The organism is Billgrantia kenyensis, assembly GCF_013697085.1.
Lineage (GTDB): Bacteria > Pseudomonadota > Gammaproteobacteria > Pseudomonadales > Halomonadaceae > Halomonas > Halomonas kenyensis.
Genome location: NZ_JACEFT010000008.1, coordinates 15,956 through 34,270, shown reverse-complemented (window position 1 = coordinate 34,270; position 18,315 = coordinate 15,956). Strand labels below are relative to the sequence as shown.

Sequence of the window (18,315 nt, the reverse complement as noted above, 5' to 3'; positions counted from 1 at the left end):
CCTACGTAGGCATTAGGATATTCTCATCATAATCCATCATAGCGTTAATACCAGCGAGCATGAGAATCGCCATCGTGGTGGGATGTCTCAGGTCAACGGGCTAGAATGCGGTATACCTTACGCTCATGCCCCACGTGGGCCTAACGCCTGAGGCGCCATGAACGACTACCGCACCCTGCCAACAGCTTCTTCTGCGCCTGCGGGCCAGGAGTCCCAGCCGCAGCCCGCACCCAACCTGGAGGGGCTACGGGGTTTCACCCGGCGCCTGGTGGAGTACGGGCTACTTTCCCGCGCCGCCGCCGAGCGGGCCGAGCACGAGGCACGTGAGGCCGATGTCAGCCTGCTGCAGCACGTGATCGAGGCCGGCCTGGTCACCGCCCGCCAGGCCACGCTTTGCGCCGCCTGGGAGTATGGCCTGCCGCTGGTCGATCTCGATGCGATGCGACTGGCCAGCCTGCCCCCGGCCACCGAGTACCCCGACAAGCTGCTGCGCAAGCTGTGCGTGGTGCCGCTGGTACGGCGCAACCATCGCCTGACGGTAGCGGTGCCTTACCCTTCCACCCTGGCCCAGCTCGACGAGCTGCAGTTTGCCACCGGCCTGAGCATCGAGGCGGTGCTGTGCCCGGTGGACCAGCTGATGCCGGTGCTGGAGGCCTACCTGGCCCAGAACGACACCAGCATGATGGATGCGCTGGCCGGGGTGGACGATGCGGTCAGTGAGCTCGAGTTCGAGGATGGCGTCGACATCACCGAGGAGGCCGGCCCGGATGCCTCCGCCGGGGCCGACGACGCGCCCATCGTCAAGTTCGTCAACAAGATCCTGCTCGACGCCATTCGCCGCAACGCGTCGGACATCCACTTCGAGCCCTACGAGACCAGCTACCGGGTACGCATGCGCGTGGATGGCATGCTGATGGAGGCGGCACGACCGCCCTTCGCCATGCGCTCGCGCATTGCCGCGCGCCTGAAGGTGATGTCGCGGCTGGACATCTCCGAACGCCGTCTGCCGCAGGATGGTGCGATCAAGCTCAAGGTCTCCCGGACCCGCTCGATCGACTTTCGCGTCAACTCGTTGCCCACGGTGTACGGCGAGAAGATCGTGCTGCGGATTCTCGACCCGACCTCGGCGCAGATCGGCATCGATGCGCTGGGCTTCACCCCGCAGCAGCGCACGCTGTATGAGGGCGTGCTCGATCATCCCCAGGGCATGATCCTGGTCACCGGCCCGACCGGCAGCGGCAAGACGGTCACCCTCTATACCGGCCTGAACATTCTCAACGAGGTGCAGCGCAATATCTGTACCGCCGAGGATCCGGTGGAGATCAAGGTGCCGGGGGTGAACCAGGTCAACGTGCTGCCCAAGATCGGGCTGGATTTCGCCAGCGCCCTGCGCGCCTTCCTGCGCCAGGATCCCGACGTGGTGATGGTGGGCGAGATCCGCGACCTGGAAACTGCCGAAATTGCGGTGAAGGCGGCACAGACCGGCCACCTGGTGCTCTCCACGGTGCACACCAACTCCGCGGCGGAGACCCTGACCCGCCTGGCCAACATGGGGGTGCCGCCGTTCAACATCGCAAGCTCAGTGAGCCTGATCATCGCCCAGCGCCTGGCACGGCGGCTGTGCAAGCAGTGCAAGCAGGAGGCGGAGATCCCCCGCGAGGCACTGCTGCGAGAAGGCTTCACCGAAGAGGAAGTCGATAGCGCTACGGTCTTCGAAGCGGTAGGCTGCAAGCATTGCACCCACGGCTACAAGGGGCGTGTGGGGATCTACGAGGTGGTGCCGATCAGCAACAAGATGAGCCAGCTGATCATGCGCAACGGCAACTCCATGGATTTCGATCAGTTGGCTCGTGAAGAAGGCCACCCGGACCTGCGCCGCAGCGGCCTGTTGAAAGTGATGCAGGGCGTCACCAGCCTGACCGAAGTGAACCGCGTCACCAAAGACTGACAATCCTCAAGCCACGCTCATTCGCGCCGATGATAATAAGAGCAGGGAGCGAGACGCAGAGAGAACAGCAGGGGAACTATGGCAACGAAAACGGCGAGAGCGCCACGTAAGCTGAAGCTTTATCGCTGGCGCTGGTCGGGCAAGGGGCCCGGCGGCAGGCTGGTGAGCGGCGAGGTCGTGGCTGCCGAGAAGTTCGAGGTCGAACGCGAACTGGCCAACCAGAACATCATCGTCAAGCGGGTTCGGCGCAAGAGTGGGCTGGGTGGCGGCATGGGCAAGATCAAGCCCCGCGACGTGATGCTCTTCGCCCGCCAGATGGCTACCATGATTCGCGCCGGGGTGCCGGTGCTGCAGGCCTTCCAGGTGGTGGCCGAGAGCATTCGCAAGCCCGCCATGAGCGCCGTGGTCCAGCAGATGATGAACGAGGTCGCGGCCGGTTCGAGCTTCTCGCAGGCGCTGCGCAACCACCCCGATCACTTCGACAGCCTGTTCTGCAACCTGGTGGAGGCCGGTGAAAGCTCCGGCTCGCTGGACCGCATGCTCGACCGTGTCGCCACCTACAAGGAGAAGGTGGAGTCGCTCAAGGGCCGGGTGAAGAAGGCGCTGTGGTATCCCATTGCGGTGATCCTGGTGGGTGTCGCCGTGACCGCGCTGCTGTTGATCAAGGTGGTGCCCCAGTTCGAGAGCCTGTTCCACGGCTTCGGCGCCGAGCTGCCGGCGATGACCCGCATGACCATCGCCCTTTCCGAGTTCGCCCAGCAGTACTGGCTGTGGGGCCTGGGCGGGCTGATCGCTTTCGTCTACCTGATGCGCCAGGGCATCAAGCGTTCGCCTTCGTTCGCCTACCGGGTGCATGCCTTCATGCTCAAGGTGCCTGTGCTGGGCGATATCTTCGACAAGTCGGCGGTGGCGCGCTATTCCCGCACCCTGGCCACCACCTACGGCGCCGGGGTGCCCATGGTGGAGGCACTGGACATCGCCGCCGGCGCTACCGGCAACCTGGTCTACGAGCGTGCCACCCGGCAGGTGCGTGAAGACGTCGCTACCGGCCAGCAGCTGCACTTCGCCATGCGCCTGACCGAACTGTTCCCGGCGCTTGCCGTGCAGATGGTGGGCATCGGCGAGGAGTCCGGCTCGCTGGACGCCATGCTCAACCGCGTGGCCGACTATTACGAGGAAGAGGTCGACAACAAGGTCGATGCCCTGACCTCGCTGCTGGAGCCGCTGATCATCGTGGTGCTGGGCGTGCTGGTCGGTGGCCTGGTGGTCTCCATGTACCTGCCGATTTTCGAGCTGGGAACGGTGTTGTGAACATGCAGCCTGACATGCTTGAGCGCTTGGTCGCGCTCGCAACGGAGCGAGAGGATATAGCAGCGCTTTGGCTATACGGGTCACGCGCACGTGGTGACCATGGTTTGCTGAGCGACTACGATCTCGCCGTTGCCTTTACTGATTGGCTGGAGTCCCCCTTGGAGCGCAGGCTTCGGCCTGAGCTCCTTGCGCTTGACTGGCAAGAAGCGCTAGGACTGCCTGAGGAGAAACTCAGTGTAGCGGACCTCGGCATCTGCCCCATCCCTCTAGGCTGGAGCATTCTTGAACAAGGGCATCTATTGCTCGATAAGCATCCGCAAGTAAGAATGACTCAGGAGTCCCGCATCATGTCCCGCTGGGAGGACGAGTTTTCACATCTTGCGAGGCGTTATGGGTGATTCAAGACCAGGCATCTCCTATTTAGTCTCTCTTCGCCAGCATATAGAAGAATGCGAGACGGACATTGGCACACTGAACCAGATCGCCAAGGGTCGTCCATGGACGAGGCTAGAGCGGCATGCTGCCGAACGTACACTGCAGATCTTGATCGAAGGCTGCATTGGAGTTGCTAAGCATTGGGCCAAGCGAGAAACCGGCAAGGTCAGCCAGAGTGCGCTTGGCGCTTTCGAAACGCTCATCGAGCGAGGCGTGATCGGTCATGAAGTTCCGTGGCGAAAGGTTATTGGTCTGCGAAACGTTCTGGTACATGACTATCTGGAAGTGGATGAACAAGTGGTTGCGGAAGTGATTCAAACCGGTCATTTCAAACCCCTTGTTAGCTTCGCCAGGCAAGCGATCGCCGCCCTCGAGACTTGAACAGAGTAAGGATTCGTTTTGCCTGATCTCCCCCCTGCGATTCTATGGCCGCTGGTTGCCGTGCTGGGCCTGTGCCTGGGCAGCTTCCTCAATGTGGTGATCATGCGCCTGCCGGCGATGCTGATGCTGGGCTGGCGGGCCGAGGCCCGCGAGGCGCTGGAGCTGCCCGAAGAGGAATCGCCCCATTTCAACCTGCTGGTGCCGCGCTCGATCTGCCCCCAGTGCGAAACGCCCATTGCCTGGCATGACAACCTGCCGGTCATCGGCTGGCTGAAGCGTCGCGGCCGCTGTGCTTCCTGTGAGACTCGCATCAGCCCGCAATATCCGCTAGTGGAAATGGCAGGGGCCGGCCTGGCGCTGGCCGCCCTGGCGATCTTCGGCGCGACCTGGCAGGCGCTGTTCATCTACGCCGCCTGTCTCACGCTCCTGGCGCTGGCGGTCATCGACCTGCGCACCCAGCTGCTGCCCGACGTGGGCACCCTGCCCTTGCTATGGGCCGGGCTGCTCTATCAGCTGCTGTTCCAGCCTTTGATGCTATCCAGTGCGGTGATCGGGGCCATGGCGGGCTACCTGGCACTGTGGAGCGTCTACTGGCTGTTCAAGCTGGTGACCGGCAAGGAAGGCATGGGCTACGGTGACTTCAAGCTTCTTGCGGCACTGGGCGCCTGGCTGGGCTGGCAGTACCTGCCGATGGTGCTGATCCTCTCTGCCGGCGTGGGAGCCATCGTCGGCATCGCCATGCAGCTCGCTTTGCCCCGCCTGCGCGGCATGCCGATGCCCTTTGGCCCCTTCCTCGCCAGCGCGGGCATGATTGCGCTGCTGGTCGGTGAGCCGCTGATGGCCGCCTACATCGGCTGGACGTTCTAATCTGCGGGAGAGTGATTGTGATCGTGGGTGTCACTGGCGGTATCGCCTCCGGCAAGAGCACCGTGGCGCGGGCCTTCGCGGCACACGGCATCCCTTGGGTGGACGCCGACGACGTAGCGCGTGAAGTGGTCGAGCCCGGCGAGCCGGCGCTGGCCGAGATTGCCGAGCGCTTCGGACCGCGCGTGTTACTGGCCGACGGCGGCCTTAACCGCCGCGCCTTGCGCGAGATCGTGTTCGCCGACGAGAGCGAGCGCCGCTGGCTGGAGTCGGTGACCCACCCGCGCATTCGCCAGCGCCTCGTCGCGCACCTGGAGCGGCTGCAGGCCGAGGGCGCCCCCTACGTGCTGCTGGTCTCGCCGCTGCTGTTCGAATCGGGCCAGAGCGAGATGGCCGACCGCTGCCTGGTGATCGACGTACCCGAGAGCCTGCAGATCGAGCGCACCGCCGCCCGCGACGACGTCGACGATGCCCAGGCCCGTGCCATCGTCGCCGCCCAGATGCCGCGTAGCGAGCGCCTGGCCCGCGCCGACGATGTGATCGACAATAGCGGTAGCGAAGAGGACCTTGCCGCCCAGGTGGCCGAACTGGACCGCCGCTATCGGGAGATGAGACTTTCATGAGCCAACACAACCAACGCCCCCTGACCGTCGCCTGCCCGCAGTGCCAGAAGAAAGTGGTGTGGAGCGAGAAGAATCCCTACCGCCCCTTCTGCAGCGAGCGCTGCAAGCTGATCGACCTGGGCGCCTGGGCCGACGAGTCGCATCGCATTGCCGGGGAGCCGGCACTCGACGAAACCAACATCGACGAGTGGCTGGCCCAGGCCGAGCGAGACCCTCGGCCGTGACCCTGGCGCCGGCGCCGACCTACCGCCTGCTCGCCGAGCTGGAGGCGGCCTTCGATGATCTGATCGAACGCACCGAGGCGCTGCTGGCGGCCTATGCGGCCTCGCCCGCCGAGGCCTGGGCCTTCCAGGCCGAGGCCAGCAGCGAATGGCTGCGCCGGGCCCTGCTCGACTTCTGGTATACCGATGGCCAGGACGGCCGCGCCACCCGCAGCCATGTGGGGCTGATTGCCGCCGACGACAGCCTCATGAGCCGGGTCGCCGAGGTGAATGCGGCCAAGGCCGTATTTGCCGAGCGGCTGGCACGGATCAAGACCGAATACCCGCCGCTGCTGGCCGAGGCCAAGGCGGTGCTGCCCTTCCGCCATCCCCAGTTGCACGACCACCTGCGTGGCAGCGGCCTGGCGCGGCTGCACTTGAAGCAGTGCTGGCGCGCCATTCCCCTGGCCGAAGCGCCGGTGGCCCGGGTGCGCCTGGCGTGGTACTCGAGCGGCCGCTCGATCAAGCGCCTGACGGTGAGCGAGGTGGAGAAGAAGCTGCTGACCCTGGACAGCGATGCGCCCCACGTGCGCATTCAGTTACGCAAGCTGGCCGCGCTGCCTTCCGGCGAGCCGCTAGCCCAGGTGCAAAGCCAGGCACCGCTGATGCGTGCCAACCTGTTCTACTGCGAGCCGCTCGAGGATGGCCGCACCCGACGCGCCATGAACGTGGCGTTGCCGCTGTTCGTGCCTGCCCCACGCGGGCGCCTGCCCGACCACAACCTGCCGCCGGCCACCCCGCCGCCGCAGCGCACCCGCGCCCGGCGCAGCGACGAGAAACTGGAAGAGCATCCCTACCTGCCCAGCCTGCGTATCTACCGCTACCGCTGAGCTTTTCGCCCGCCCACCGGCAGCCCCCTGCGCTTGATCTGTATCATGCAGCAGGCACGCGACTCCTCCATACTGTATTAGCACGCTCTTTACTCATGAGGAGAACGGTTGGTGAAGCCCCTGAACGTTGACCAGGTCTATCGCGCCTGCCCCGAGGATGCTTTCGATTTCGAGATCACCAGCGAGCTGGAGTCGCTGGACATGCTCAGTGGCCACGACCGCGCACGCGATGCGCTGGATTTCGGCACAGCCATGCGCAGCGAAGGCTTCAACCTCTATGTGCTGGGGCACCCCGGCCACGGCAAGCACCAGTTAGTGGGTCGCTTTCTCACCGAGCGTTCTCGCGACGAGCCCACGCCACCGGATATCGCCTACCGCTACAACTTCGATGACTCCTCCCAACCATTGCACCTGCTGCTGCCGACCGGCATGGGGCGGGTATTGCGTGCCGATCTCGAACAGCTGGCCGAGGAGCTGCGCGGCGCGATTCCGGCGGTATTCGAGGGCGACGAGTACCAGAACCGCGTGCACGAGCTGAAGCAGGCGATGGGCGAGCGCCAGCGCGATGTGGTGGAAGCGATTCGGCGCGAGGCGCAGGAGCACGACATCCTGTTGCTCTCCACCCCCAATGGCTTCACGTTCGCCCCTGCGACCGCCGACGAAAAGATGATGTCGCCCGAGCAGTTCGAGAAGCTCGACCAGGAGGACCGTGAACGCATCGAAGGAACGGTGGCGGTCCTGCAGAAGAAGCTGACCAAGGCCATTCGCCAGATGCCGCGCCTGGCCAAGCAGCTACGCGAGCAGATCAACACCCTCAACGAGGAGATGCTGCAGACGGCCATCGATGCCCCGCTGGCCGAGCTGGAGGAGCGCTACCAGGATCACGACGGCATCCAGAAGCACCTCAAGGCGATCCGTGAGGCGATGGTGCTGCACGTGGATTCGTTCATCGATGACGACCCCGGCATCCCGCCGGAGGCGATCTTCAGCCGCTTTCACATCAACCTGATCGTCGACAATACCGGCTGCGAGGGGGCCCCGGTGGTCTACCTCGACCTGCCCACCCACCAGCATCTGGTCGGTCGCATCGAGCACCACGTGCACAACGGTACCCTGGTGACCGATTTCTCGCTGATTCGCGCCGGCGGGCTGCACCGGGCCAACGGTGGCTATCTGGTGCTGGACGTGCGCGCCCTGCTCATGCAGCCAGGCGCCTGGGAGACCCTGAAGCGGGTGTTGCGCGCCGGCGAGATCCGCACCGAGTCGCTGGAGCAGGCCTATGGCCTGATCAGCACCACCACGCTGGAGCCCGAGCCGATTCCGCTGGATCTCAAGGTGGTGCTGCTCGGCGAGCGGCTGTTCTATTACCTGCTGTGCGAGCACGATCCCCAGTTCCTCGAGCTGTTCAAGGTGCAGGCCGATCTCGAGGATGACCTGGATCGCAACCATGGCAACCAGCCGCTCTATGCGCGTATGGTGGCGACCCTGGCGCGGGAGTCTTCGCTGCGACCGCTGGATCGCAGCGGCGTGGCGGCGGTGATCGAGCGCGCCAGCCGCCTGGCCGATGACCAGAGCAAGCTCACCGCCCGCCAGCGTGCCTTGAGCGACCTGCTGGAGGAGGCGGATCACTGGGCCGACCAGGCGCGAGCCAAGGTGATCTCGCGCCAGCACGTCGAGAAGGCGGTGGCGCAGCAGCTGTGGCGGGCCAGCCGGATTCATGAGCGCAGCCACGATGCCATCCGCCGCGGCATCGTCGCGATCCAGGTCGAAGGCCAGCAGGTGGGCCAGGTCAACGGCCTCTCGGTCATGAGCCTGGGCGGCTATGCCTTTGGCCAGCCTGCACGGATCACCGCCACCGCCAGGCCCGGCGCCGGCCAGGTGGTGGACATCGAACGCGAGGCTCGCCTGGGCGGTCGCCTCCACTCCAAGGCGGTGATGATCCTGTCGCGCTGCCTGGCTCACCGCTACGCGCCGGATACGCCGCTTTCGCTCTCCGCCAGCCTGGCTTTCGAACAGTCCTACGGCGGGATCGAGGGTGACAGCGCTTCGGTGGCGGAAATATGCGCGCTGATCTCGGCGATTGCCCGGGTGGGTATCGAGCAGCGCCTGGCGGTGACAGGCTCCATCGATCAGCATGGCCGCGTGCAAGCCGTGGGCGGGGTCAACGAAAAGATCGAGGGCTTCTTCGATATCTGTCAGGCGCGGGGCGGCGTCAAGGGGCATGGCGTGCTGCTGCCGGCCACCAACGTGGAGCACCTGATGCTCAAGCGCGAGGTTCGCGAGGCGATCGCTGCCGGCGATTTTCACGTCTATGCCGTCGAGCACCTGGACGAGGCCCTGCAACTGCTGACCGGCATGACGCCCGGGGAGCGGGATGAAGAGGGCCACTATCCTGCCGATAGCATCAATGCCCGGGTCGTGGAACGACTCGAGGCTTTCCATCAGGCGGTCAAGAAAGCCCAGGGCAGCGACAAGGGCAAGGGGAACGACAGCCGAGAAACGGCCAACGATGGCAACGAGGAGTCCGGCAATGACGACTGACGATGTCTTGCACGAGGAGCAGCAGGCGCTCGAGGCAGCGCGTGTGCTGGCGCTGCTCGATGCTTCCCGGCATAGCCTGGCGGCGCTTGCCGCGGCGGTGGACCTGGCCAGCCAGCGACATGCCGAGCTGGTTGCCCTCTACGTGGAGGACCTGGATCTGCTGAAGTGCGCCGCCTTCCCCTTCTCCTGCGAGATTGGCGCCCAGTCGGGCCTGAGCCGGCCACTCACGCACGACTCACTGGAGGCCAGTATCGCCCGGCAGCTGCAGCGGGTGAACCAGGCCCTGACGGGCGCCGTGGCCGGACGCAGCCTGCGCCATCGGCTCGAGGTGAGCCGCGGTCAGGTCGCCGCCACGGCACTGGCCATGGCCGAGCCCGGCGATGTGCTGGTGCTCGGCAAGACCGGCCTGAGCGAGCGCTGGGGCAGCCGGCTTGGCTCCACCAGCCGCCGGCTGATCCTGGAAGCCCCCTGCACGGTGCTGCTGTGGGACGAACGCCATCCCTATCGCCGCGGCCCGCTGCGCTGGCTGGAAACACCCCCTGAAGGTGCCACCCCTCTGGCAACGGGCACGCCGGTGATCGCCGATTGGCTGGCTGCCCTGTTCGACGGTATCGCTCCCCTGCCCGTGCAGCATGCCGGTGAGCTGGAACGCATGCTGGCCCGTGCCGATGCCGGCGGACTGCTGCTGCAACGTGGCGAGCTCGACGTGCTGCTCAAGGAGGACCCGGAGCTGTTGGCCAGGGTACCGCTACCGATCCTGGTGGTGACGTAACTCAGAAGTCGCGGCCCTGCTCGACCCTGCGCCTCATCCAGGCGCCGATGAGCAGCAGCAGGGCCAGGGCGAACAGCGGCAGCAGGAGGTCGGCGGAAATGGGGTCGTCGCCCCGCGACACGGCGTTGAGCCCGCTATGGATGGCACTGGCATAGACTGCCCACTTGATGCCGAGACCGAGCACCGCGGCAACCACGAAGGTATAGAGCGGAAGCCGACACAGCCCCGCGGCGTAGTTGATCACCGAGTGGGGAAAGCCGGGTAGCACGCGCAGGGCACACTGGGTCAGCAGGTCGCTGCGCGCCGCGAGCATTTTCATGATCTTGCGAGTCAGGCCCTGGGGGTTCCAGCGCGCACCGAAGAGAGAGGCCAGCTGGTAGGCCCCCAGCGCGCCCCCGACGCTGCCAACAATCAGCATGGGCGTGGCGATGTGCGGCGGGTAGAAGGGCGCGATGAGCCACAGCCCGATGCTGCCGGGCAGCCCCAGCGCCAGGGTGATGGCCATGGTCAGGATCACGGCGATGACCACCAGCGGGTGGTGGGAGGCCTGCTCGACCCACTGCTTGACGGCCATGAGGTCGGGCGAATGCCACACCCAAAGGTAGGCAGCCATGGCCGCACTGGCGCCCACGGCCACCAGGCGCCAGCGGCGGCGAAGCGAGAAGTCTTTCGGCATCAAAGAGTGTCCATTGGATTTGCGCCAATGGTGCCATGCTCATCGCGCCAGGTCACTTCCCGGCAGCGACGGACCCCATCCGGCATCAGGCGTCGAGCTCGCCCTGCCTCTCGACCGGGGCCACATCGGTGGCAACCGATGCCTCACCAGACTGCAGCGGGCTATCTTGCAGTCGCTGCATGGCGGCAACACGCAGGTCCACATAGCGCAGCAGGACGAGTTGGGCAAACAGCAGCGCCAGGCACCACATGAATCCCTTGATTACGCTCACTTTGATATCCTCGATGTCTCTGCCAAGGCACAGCCAGGGCATGCAGGGGCGACGAGCCCCGTCGAATCGAGTGTAGTCCTCGTCGTGGGGAAAAGATAGATAGTTAGGCTGCTATTTTATATTCCTGCGTCAGTTCGCTACAGCCGCTCTTCCACCCGCTCGAGAATTTGCCGGCTTACCTTGCTGACCAGCGGCTTGGCGGCCTTGTTCACCGCCTTCTCGACCAGGCGATTGCGCAAGGTGTAGGTGAGGGTAAGGGAGACCTGAGTGCCCTCCGCCACCGGGCTCAGCCGGTAGCATCCCTGGTTGTGGACGCCTTCCACCGACTCCCAGGCCAGGACCTCGGGCGCGCGGCTTTCGGTAATTGCCACGTCGAAGGTCCAGTCCATCCCCACGGCGTGGACGAACCAGCGATAGCGCTCGCCGCCGAGCGGCTCGATGCGCTGGATCAGATCGGAGTAGTCGGCAAAGTCCTCCACCCGGTTGAGCAGAGCGAAGACCCGTTCCGGCGTAGCCTTGAGAATTGCACTGTGTTCAATGGTGGCCATGCGGTTCCCTATGCTGCTTTACGACGCTAAAATACCCCTCCTTCACTCTGCAGGGTACCCATCCTGCATCAGGATGGCTAACGGGAATAGCTAGTCTCCGTTGATACAGGCATTCTCGGATGCGCTCAGAAATTCGACAGTTTCTTAGTCGATCAATAGTTACGAACAAATAGCCGAGCGAGATGAAGCGCTAGGCGCGAGGAGCGCAGTACCAGGAGCATATGGGGTATATGTGACTGGTATAAGCACCGCAGTAACACAGCGATTCGCTCGCGCAGGCATTTGATTTTCATTCTTCCACTGAGGTAGTCCATGTCCACACCCAAGGTCGGTTTCGTCTCACTAGGCTGCCCCAAGGCACTGGTGGATTCCGAGCGTATCCTGACCCAGCTGCGCACCGACGGCTACGAGATCGTGCCCAGCTACGACGACGCCGATGTGGTGGTGGTCAATACTTGCGGCTTCATCGACAGCGCCAAGGCGGAGTCGCTGGACGCCATCGGCGAGGCCCTCGCCGAGAATGGCAAGGTGATCGTCACCGGCTGCATGGGCGTGGACGAGAGCGTGATCCGCGACGTCCACCCCAGCGTGCTGGCCGTGACCGGCCCCCAGCAGTACGAGCGGGTGGTGGGCGCCGTGCACGAGGCGGCGCCGCACCTGCACCAGCACGATCCCCACATCGACCTGGTGCCGGCCCAGGGCGTGAAGCTCACTCCGCGCCACTATGCCTACCTCAAGATCTCGGAAGGCTGCAATCACAGCTGCAGCTTCTGCATCATTCCTTCCATGCGCGGCAAGCACGTGAGCCGCCCGGTAGGCGACGTGCTGCGTGAAGCCGAGGGCCTGGCCAAGGCCGGCGTGAAGGAGCTGCTGGTGATCTCCCAGGACACCAGCGCCTACGGCGTGGACCTGCGCTATGCGCCGAGCGAGTGGCGCGGTCGTGAGGTCAAGACTCGCCTCACCGAGCTGTGCGAGGCGCTCTCCGAGCTGGGCATTCGCGTGCGGCTGCACTACGTCTACCCCTACCCCCACGTCGACGAGCTGATCCCGCTGATGGCCGAGGGCAAGATCCTGCCCTACCTGGACATTCCGTTCCAGCACGCCAGCCCCAGGGTGCTCAAGGCGATGAAGCGTCCCGCCTTCGAGGACAAGACTCTGGCCCGCATCAAGCGCTGGCGCGAGATCTGCCCCGAGCTGACCATCCGCTCGACGTTCATCGTCGGCTTCCCCGGCGAGACGGAAGAGGACTTCCAGTACCTGCTCGACTGGCTGAGCGAAGCGCAGCTCGACCGCGTGGGCTGCTTCCAGTACTCACCGGTGGAGGGCGCGCCGGCCAACGAGCTGGGCCTGGAGCCGGTGCCGGACGAAGTGAAGCAGGAGCGCTGGGAGCGCTTCATGGCGCACCAGCAGCTGATCTCCGCTGCCCGTCTGGAGCAGAAGATCGGCCGCGAGATCGAGGTGCTGGTGGATGAAGTCGACGAGGAAGGACCCATCGGCCGCAGCGAGGCCGATGCCCCCGAGATCGACGGCATGGTGTTCCTGGAGGCCAAGCGCACCCTGCGCCCCGGCGACGTGGTACGCGCCCGCGTCACCAACGCCGACGAGTACGATCTCTGGGCCGAGGTGATCGAGGAAGAAACACCGGTGAAGTTCTTAGACTTCTATAGTGCATAGAAAGTCCTGTCTTCGGCCATGCGTCGTTAAAATTCGGCTTAGAATACTCATTTACAGCTTGTAAACTCCGTTTCTGCGCCGAATTTTTGTGACCCACATGGATGTGGGAAATGCGTTGGCCCGTAGGGAACGGGCCTAGCCCTAGCCTGGCCATTGCCAGGCCTTCCCTCTAGGTTGACTGATACAGCTAAACAAGAACGCCGCCCCGAAGGGCGGCGTTCTTGTTTGAGCCTTGGCTCATCGGGCTCCGCTAGCGGAGCCCGAGGGGGACGATCAGTCCTGACCCATCTGCTGCTTGATGAGGTCGCCGATGGTGGTCGGGCCACCGCTCTCGACTTCCTGCTCGCGCAGCTTCTTCAGGTTCTGACGAGTGTCGTCCTGGTCCTTGGCCTTGATCGACAGGTTGATCGCGCGGTTCTTGCGATCGACGTTGACGATGCGGGCTTCGACGGTGTCGCCTTCGCTCAGCACGTTGCGCGCGTCTTCGACGCGGTCGGCGCTGATCTCGGACGCCTTGAGCACGGCGACGACGTCAGTGGCCAGCTCGACGTGGGCTTCCTTGGCATCGACTTCGACCACGCGGCCGGAGACGATGGAGCCCTTGTCGTTGACGGCCAGGTACTCGGCCACCGGGTCGGAGTCGAGCTGCTTGATGCCAAGCGAAATGCGCTCACGCTCCGGGTCGATGGAGAGAATGACGGCTTCCGCTTCGTCGCCCTTCTTGAAGCGACGCACGGCTTCTTCGCCAGTCTCGGACCAGGAGAGGTCGGAGAGGTGAACCAGGCCGTCGATGCCGCCTTCCAGACCGATGAAGATACCGAAGTCGGTGATCGACTTGATGGTACCGGCAACGCGGTCGCCCTTGTTGTACTGGGCGTTGAAGGTTTCCCACGGGTTCGGGGTGCACTGCTTGATACCCAGGGAGATACGACGACGCTCCTCGTCGATGTCGAGGATCATGACATCCACGTCGTCGCCGATGTTGACGACCTTGGACGGGTGGATGTTCTTGTTGGTCCAGTCCATCTCGGAGACGTGAACCAGGCCTTCGACACCCTCTTCCAGCTCGGCGAAGCAGCCGTAGTCGGTGAGGTTGGTGACGCGGGCCGGAACCACGGTACCCTCGGGGTAGCGGTCCTTGATGTTGACCCACGGATCTTCGCCCAGCTGCTTCAGACCCAGGGAGACGCGGTTGCGCTCGCGGTCGAACTTGAGCACCTTGACGTTGATCTCGTCGCCCACGGCAACGATCTCGCTCGGATGCTTGATGCGCTTCCAGGCCATGTCGGTAATGTGCAGCAGGCCATCGACGCCGCCCAGGTCGACGAAGGCGCCGTAGTCGGTGAGGTTCTTGACGATACCGATGATCTGCTGGCCTTCCTGCAGGGTGGCGAGCAGGGCTTCACGCTCGGCGCTGTTCTCGGCTTCGAGTACGGCGCGGCGGGAAACGACCACGTTGTTGCGCTTGGGGTCGAGCTTGATGACCTTGAAGTCGAGTTCCTTGTGCTCGAGATGCGCGGTGTCGCGCACCGGACGCACGTCGACCAGGGAACCCGGGAGGAATGCACGGATGGAGTCGATGTCGACGGTGAAACCGCCCTTGACCTTGCCGTTGATCACGCCCTTGACGATCTCTTCCTTCTCGAAGGCCGCTTCCAGAACCTTCCAGGCTTCGGCGCGCTTGGCCTTCTCGCGAGACAGACGGGTCTCGCCGAAACCGTCCTCGACGGCTTCCAGGGCGACGCTGACTTCGTCGCCGACGGCGATGGTGAGTTCGCCGCTATCGTCGCGGAACTGCGCCGCGGGAATCTGTCCTTCAGACTTCAGGCCGGCATGGACGGTGACCCAGTCACCTTCGATGTCGACGACGGTAGCCGTGACGATGGCGCCCGGCTCCATGTTGATGTCCTGCAGTGACTGTTCAAACAGTTCAGCAAAGCTTTCGCTCATGATTTTCCTACGTGATCAACGGTGTGAGGCGTTGCCGCCTTCTCCGCACCACCAGCGAGTGCGGGCCTAATTTGCCAAACCCCCGGGGATGTTAGCGCTGGTTGGACCTGGCCGGACTTGCAAGAATGTTGGTGCCCGACCATGCCATGACATCCGCTCGAGGGCGCCGCAAGGGAGATCAAGTCTCGGGGGCGAGGCCGCGCTGGGCCAGCCACTCCGTCAACCGTTCCACCACTTCCGGTATACTCAGGCTCGTGGTATCGAGCTCAATGGCATCGTCTGCCGGCTTGAGCGGGGCCACGCTGCGCTGCATGTCACGTGCATCGCGTGCCTGAATTTCCTTCAAAAGACTCGATAGACTAGCATCCACCCCTGCTTCCTGCAACTGAAGGTAGCGCCTGCGCGCACGCTCTTCCGCGCTCGCCGTGAGGAACACCTTCAGCTCGGCATCGGGAAACACCACGGTGCCCATGTCGCGGCCGTCGGCCACCAGCCCAGGCGGTGTTCTGAAGTCGCGCTGGCGCTGCAGCAGCGCCTGGCGCACGCCGTTGAGCGATGCCACCCGGGAGGCGGCATCGCCCGCCTGTTCGGTGCGGATCTCACGGCTGACATCGTCACCTTCGAGCAGGATGCGCGTGGCGTCGGCCTCGGCCAGGAATTCGACGTCCAGGGTGGCGGCAAGCCGCTCCAGCGCCGGCTCGTCGTCAAGCGCCACGCCGTGGCGCCGGGCTGCCAGCGCGGTAAGACGGTAGAGCGCCCCGCTGTCGAGCAGGTGCCAGCCCAGGCGTTCGGCAACCAGGCGGCTGATGGTGCCCTTGCCGGCACCACCGGGCCCGTCGAGGGTCAGCACCTTGGCCGCTTGACTCATGCGCCCGCCTCGCTCTCTTCGCTCTCGGCTTCTTCGCTGACCCGCAGGCCCACGGTGCAGGCAAGCTCGGTGAAACCGGGAAACGAGGTGGCGACATTGGCGCAGTCGTCGATGACGATCTCCTCGCCAGCGCGCAGCGAGGCGACGACGAAGGACATGGCAATGCGGTGATCGCCCAGGCTGTCGATGCGCCCGCCGCCGAAGACGGCTTCACGATCGCCGGCACCGACGATGTCGATGCCGTCCTCGCGTACGGTATGCTCGACGCCCAGGGTGGCCAGGCCGTCGGCCATGGCCTGGATGCGGTCGGACTCCTTGACCCGGAGCTCCTCCGCGCCACGCAGGCGAGTGGTGCCCTCGGCGCAGGCGGCGGCGATGAACAGCGCCGGGAACTCGTCGATGGCCAGCGGCACCTGGTCGACGGGTATGTCGATACCCTTGAGCGGCGCGTAGCGGATGTGCAGGTCGGCGACCGGCTCGCCGCCTACTTCACGCTCGTTGGTCAGGTGCAGGTCGGCGCCCATCAGCTTGAGGATGTTGATCACGCCGATGCGGGTGGGGTTGATGCCCACGTGCTCGAGAATCAGGTTGGAGCCCGGCGTAATCGCCGCCGCCACCAGGAAGAAGGTGGCCGAGGAGATGTCGGAGGGCACGTCGATGGGCGCGGCAGTGAGCTTGCCGCCGCCGCTGAGCCAGCAGGTGTCGCCTTCGCGATGCACCTCATAGCCGAAGCCGGCCAGCATGCGCTCGGTGTGGTCGCGAGTGGGTGCGGGCTCGCGCACGCGGGTCTCGCCGTTGGCGTAGAGCCCGGCGAGAAGCAGGCAGGACTTCACCTGGGCGCTGGCCATGGGCATGTCGTAGTCGATGCCCTCGAGCGGCTGGCCGCCATGGATCTTGAGCGGCGGGCGGCCGCCTTCGGCGGTGTCGATCTTCGCCCCCATCAGCCGCAGCGGGTCGGCGACCCGGCCCATGGGGCGCTTGGTCAACGAGGCATCGCCGATCAGTTCAGTGTCGAAGGCCTGCCCTGCCAGCAGCCCGGCAAACAAGCGCATGGCGGTACCGGCGTTGCCTACGTAGAGCGGACCGGCCGGTGCCTTGAGTCCGTGCATGCCGACCCCGTGAACGGTGACCCGCCCCTGATGCGGCCCCTCGATGGCCACGCCCATCTCGCGGAAGGCCTGCAGGGTGGCCAGGCTGTCCTCACCTTCGAGGAAGCCCTTGACCTCGGTCACGCCCTCGGCCAGTGCACCCAGCATGATCGAGCGATGGGAAATCGACTTGTCGCCCGGCACACGAATGCGTCCGGCCACGCGGCCACCGGGCGCGGCCCGGAAGGTGAGCTTTCCTTGTTCTTGCATCTGGTATTCCGCCTGATAACTGGTCTGGTTCAGGAGAGAGTCGAAATAATGCCGTGCATGGCTGGCACGGTCGAAGATGGAGAGCATAGCATCGCCGTCGCCGGCTTCCACCGCCCGGCGCAGTCGCCCCAGCCCCGCTTCGAAGTCGTCGAGGGAGGCCAGCACGGCGTCACGGTTGGCGGTGAAGATATCGCGCCACATCACCGGGTCGCTGCCGGCGATGCGGGTGAAGTCGCGAAAGCCGCCGGCGGCGTAGCGGAAGATCTCCAGCCGCTCGTCCTGGCGTGCCAGGGTATCCACCAGCGAGAAGGCGAGCAGGTGCGGCAAATGACTGGTGCGCGCCAGGACCTGGTCATGGCGCTCCACGTCCATCTCCAGCACCTCGGCGCCGCAGGCGCGCCACAGGGTGCGAACCCGTGAAAGTGCCGTGCTAGCAGTCTCGATGCCCGGCGTGAGGATCACCTTGTGATTGACGTAGAGCCGGGGGTTCGATGCCGCCACGCCGCTCTTCTCCGAGCCGGCGATGGGATGGCCCAGCACCAGCCCCGCCGGCAGCCGGCCGAAGGCCGCCAGGGCGCAGTCGCGCACTGCGGCCTTGGTGCTGCCCACGTCGGTGATCACGACCCGCGGCGCTGCGCCTTCCAGTGCCTCGATGGGCAGCGCCTGGGCCAGTTCGTCCATCACGCTGCGCATGGCCAGCACCGGCACCGCCAGCACGATCAGCGTGGCGCCGGGTACCAACGGCGCGAGCCGGGTGTCGCCGCCGTCGATCAGGCCCATCTCGATGCCGCGCTCGATCTCGTCGCGGTCGGGGTCGCAGGCGGCTATTTCAACCGGCCCGAAGCCGCCGGCAGGTTCAACCGGCCCGAAGCCGCCGGTGGATGCTCCTCCATAGCCCGCTTCACGCAGGGCCGCGGCCAGCGAGCCGCCGATCAACCCCAACCCAACGATGAGGATGCGCGGTTCGGCCGGCAGAGCACTTCGAGCGGGAGTACGCTCCACCAC

The 18,315-nt window shown here is 65.0% G+C and carries 17 protein-coding genes; 11 read left to right on the top strand and 6 right to left on the bottom strand.

What is annotated here, in order from left to right:
* Positions 1-157 precede the first annotated feature (157 nt).
* The 10 genes from pilB (at position 158) to H1D44_RS08585 (ending at position 9,965) form a co-directional block, all read left to right on the top strand.
* Positions 158-1,948, top strand: coding sequence for a type IV-A pilus assembly ATPase PilB (gene pilB / locus H1D44_RS08630; protein WP_181514445.1), 1,791 nt, complete (start codon positions 158-160; stop codon positions 1,946-1,948).
* Between the two features lie 78 nt (positions 1,949-2,026).
* Positions 2,027-3,259, top strand: coding sequence for a type II secretion system F family protein (locus tag H1D44_RS08625; protein ID WP_181514444.1), 1,233 nt, complete (start codon positions 2,027-2,029; stop codon positions 3,257-3,259).
* Between the two features lie 2 nt (positions 3,260-3,261).
* On the top strand, positions 3,262-3,657 hold the full coding sequence (locus H1D44_RS08620) for a nucleotidyltransferase domain-containing protein (RefSeq protein WP_181514443.1): 396 nt from the start codon (positions 3,262-3,264) through the stop codon (positions 3,655-3,657).
* Positions 3,650-4,075 carry a type VII toxin-antitoxin system HepT family RNase toxin gene (hepT, locus tag H1D44_RS08615; protein WP_181514442.1) on the top strand — a complete coding sequence of 142 codons (426 nt, stop codon included), beginning with the start codon at positions 3,650-3,652 and terminating at the stop codon, positions 4,073-4,075. Before H1D44_RS08620 ends, hepT begins: the two co-directional genes overlap by 8 nt.
* 18 nt (positions 4,076-4,093) lie before the next feature.
* Entirely contained in the window at positions 4,094-4,942 is an 849-nt protein-coding gene (locus H1D44_RS08610) for a prepilin peptidase (protein ID WP_275299097.1), read from the top strand.
* Between the two features lie 17 nt (positions 4,943-4,959).
* Positions 4,960-5,562, top strand: a complete 603-nt coding sequence (gene coaE, locus H1D44_RS08605) for a dephospho-CoA kinase (RefSeq protein WP_181514441.1) — start codon at positions 4,960-4,962, stop codon at positions 5,560-5,562.
* The gene (yacG, locus tag H1D44_RS08600) at positions 5,559-5,786 is read left to right on the top strand and encodes a DNA gyrase inhibitor YacG (RefSeq protein ID WP_181514440.1); all 228 of its coding nucleotides are present in this window, start codon (positions 5,559-5,561) and stop codon (positions 5,784-5,786) included. Before coaE ends, yacG begins: the two co-directional genes overlap by 4 nt.
* 2 nt (positions 5,787-5,788) lie before the next feature.
* The gene (locus H1D44_RS08595; RefSeq protein WP_181514487.1) at positions 5,789-6,652 is read left to right on the top strand and encodes a DNA replication terminus site-binding protein; all 864 of its coding nucleotides are present in this window, start codon (positions 5,789-5,791) and stop codon (positions 6,650-6,652) included.
* Positions 6,653-6,763: 111 nt separating this feature from the next.
* On the top strand, positions 6,764-9,193 hold the full coding sequence (locus tag H1D44_RS08590; RefSeq protein ID WP_238984524.1) for a Lon protease family protein: 2,430 nt from the start codon (positions 6,764-6,766) through the stop codon (positions 9,191-9,193).
* Positions 9,183-9,965 carry a universal stress protein gene (locus H1D44_RS08585; RefSeq protein ID WP_181514438.1) on the top strand — a complete coding sequence of 261 codons (783 nt, stop codon included), beginning with the start codon at positions 9,183-9,185 and terminating at the stop codon, positions 9,963-9,965. Before H1D44_RS08590 ends, H1D44_RS08585 begins: the two co-directional genes overlap by 11 nt.
* A gap of 1 nt (position 9,966) precedes the next feature.
* Here the strand turns inward: H1D44_RS08585 and H1D44_RS08580 are convergent, their stop codons facing one another.
* From H1D44_RS08580 to H1D44_RS08570, 3 genes are all read right to left on the bottom strand, one after another.
* Positions 9,967-10,641, bottom strand: coding sequence for a TVP38/TMEM64 family protein (locus H1D44_RS08580; protein ID WP_181514437.1), 675 nt, complete (start codon positions 10,639-10,641; stop codon positions 9,967-9,969).
* Positions 10,642-10,726: 85 nt separating this feature from the next.
* Complete coding sequence (locus H1D44_RS08575; protein ID WP_181514436.1) at positions 10,727-10,912, bottom strand: hypothetical protein; 186 nt, start codon at positions 10,910-10,912, stop codon at positions 10,727-10,729.
* Positions 10,913-11,049: 137 nt separating this feature from the next.
* Positions 11,050-11,460 (bottom strand): SRPBCC family protein, encoded by a 411-nt coding sequence (locus H1D44_RS08570; protein ID WP_181514435.1) that lies wholly within the window; start codon positions 11,458-11,460, stop codon positions 11,050-11,052.
* Positions 11,461-11,772: 312 nt separating this feature from the next.
* On the opposite strand from H1D44_RS08570, the gene rimO reads away from it, so the two are divergent.
* A complete protein-coding gene (rimO, locus tag H1D44_RS08565) occupies positions 11,773-13,134 on the top strand; it encodes a 30S ribosomal protein S12 methylthiotransferase RimO (RefSeq protein WP_181514434.1) in 1,362 nt (453 codons plus the stop codon).
* Between the two features lie 273 nt (positions 13,135-13,407).
* Here rimO and rpsA read toward each other — a convergent pair whose 3' ends face one another.
* From rpsA to H1D44_RS08550, 3 genes are all read right to left on the bottom strand, one after another.
* Entirely contained in the window at positions 13,408-15,084 is a 1,677-nt protein-coding gene (rpsA, locus tag H1D44_RS08560) for a 30S ribosomal protein S1 (RefSeq protein WP_181514433.1), read from the bottom strand.
* A 178-nt stretch (positions 15,085-15,262) separates the two neighbouring features.
* Positions 15,263-15,952, bottom strand: coding sequence for a (d)CMP kinase (gene cmk, locus H1D44_RS08555; RefSeq protein WP_181514432.1), 690 nt, complete (start codon positions 15,950-15,952; stop codon positions 15,263-15,265).
* Positions 15,949-18,315, bottom strand: a complete 2,367-nt coding sequence (locus H1D44_RS08550) for a bifunctional prephenate dehydrogenase/3-phosphoshikimate 1-carboxyvinyltransferase (RefSeq protein ID WP_238984523.1) — start codon at positions 18,313-18,315, stop codon at positions 15,949-15,951. The genes cmk and H1D44_RS08550 overlap by 4 nt, the downstream gene beginning before the upstream one ends.

What these genes read in the sequence shown, in the direction of transcription:
- pilB (WP_181514445.1), top strand. Translation starts at nt 158, where the DNA reads ATGAACGACTACCGCACCCTGCCAACAGCTTCTTCTGCGCCTGCGGGC.
- H1D44_RS08625 (WP_181514444.1), top strand. Translation starts at nt 2,027, where the DNA reads ATGGCAACGAAAACGGCGAGAGCGCCACGTAAGCTGAAGCTTTATCGC.
- H1D44_RS08620 (WP_181514443.1), top strand. Translation starts at nt 3,262, where the DNA reads ATGCAGCCTGACATGCTTGAGCGCTTGGTCGCGCTCGCAACGGAGCGA.
- hepT (WP_181514442.1), top strand. Translation starts at nt 3,650, where the DNA reads ATGGGTGATTCAAGACCAGGCATCTCCTATTTAGTCTCTCTTCGCCAG.
- yacG (WP_181514440.1), top strand. Translation starts at nt 5,559, where the DNA reads ATGAGCCAACACAACCAACGCCCCCTGACCGTCGCCTGCCCGCAGTGC.
- H1D44_RS08585 (WP_181514438.1), top strand. Translation starts at nt 9,183, where the DNA reads ATGACGACTGACGATGTCTTGCACGAGGAGCAGCAGGCGCTCGAGGCA.
- H1D44_RS08580 (WP_181514437.1), bottom strand. Translation starts at nt 10,641, where the DNA reads ATGCCGAAAGACTTCTCGCTTCGCCGCCGCTGGCGCCTGGTGGCCGTG.
- H1D44_RS08570 (WP_181514435.1), bottom strand. Translation starts at nt 11,460, where the DNA reads ATGGCCACCATTGAACACAGTGCAATTCTCAAGGCTACGCCGGAACGG.
- rimO (WP_181514434.1), top strand. Translation starts at nt 11,773, where the DNA reads ATGTCCACACCCAAGGTCGGTTTCGTCTCACTAGGCTGCCCCAAGGCA.
- rpsA (WP_181514433.1), bottom strand. Translation starts at nt 15,084, where the DNA reads ATGAGCGAAAGCTTTGCTGAACTGTTTGAACAGTCACTGCAGGACATC.
- cmk (WP_181514432.1), bottom strand. Translation starts at nt 15,952, where the DNA reads ATGAGTCAAGCGGCCAAGGTGCTGACCCTCGACGGGCCCGGTGGTGCC.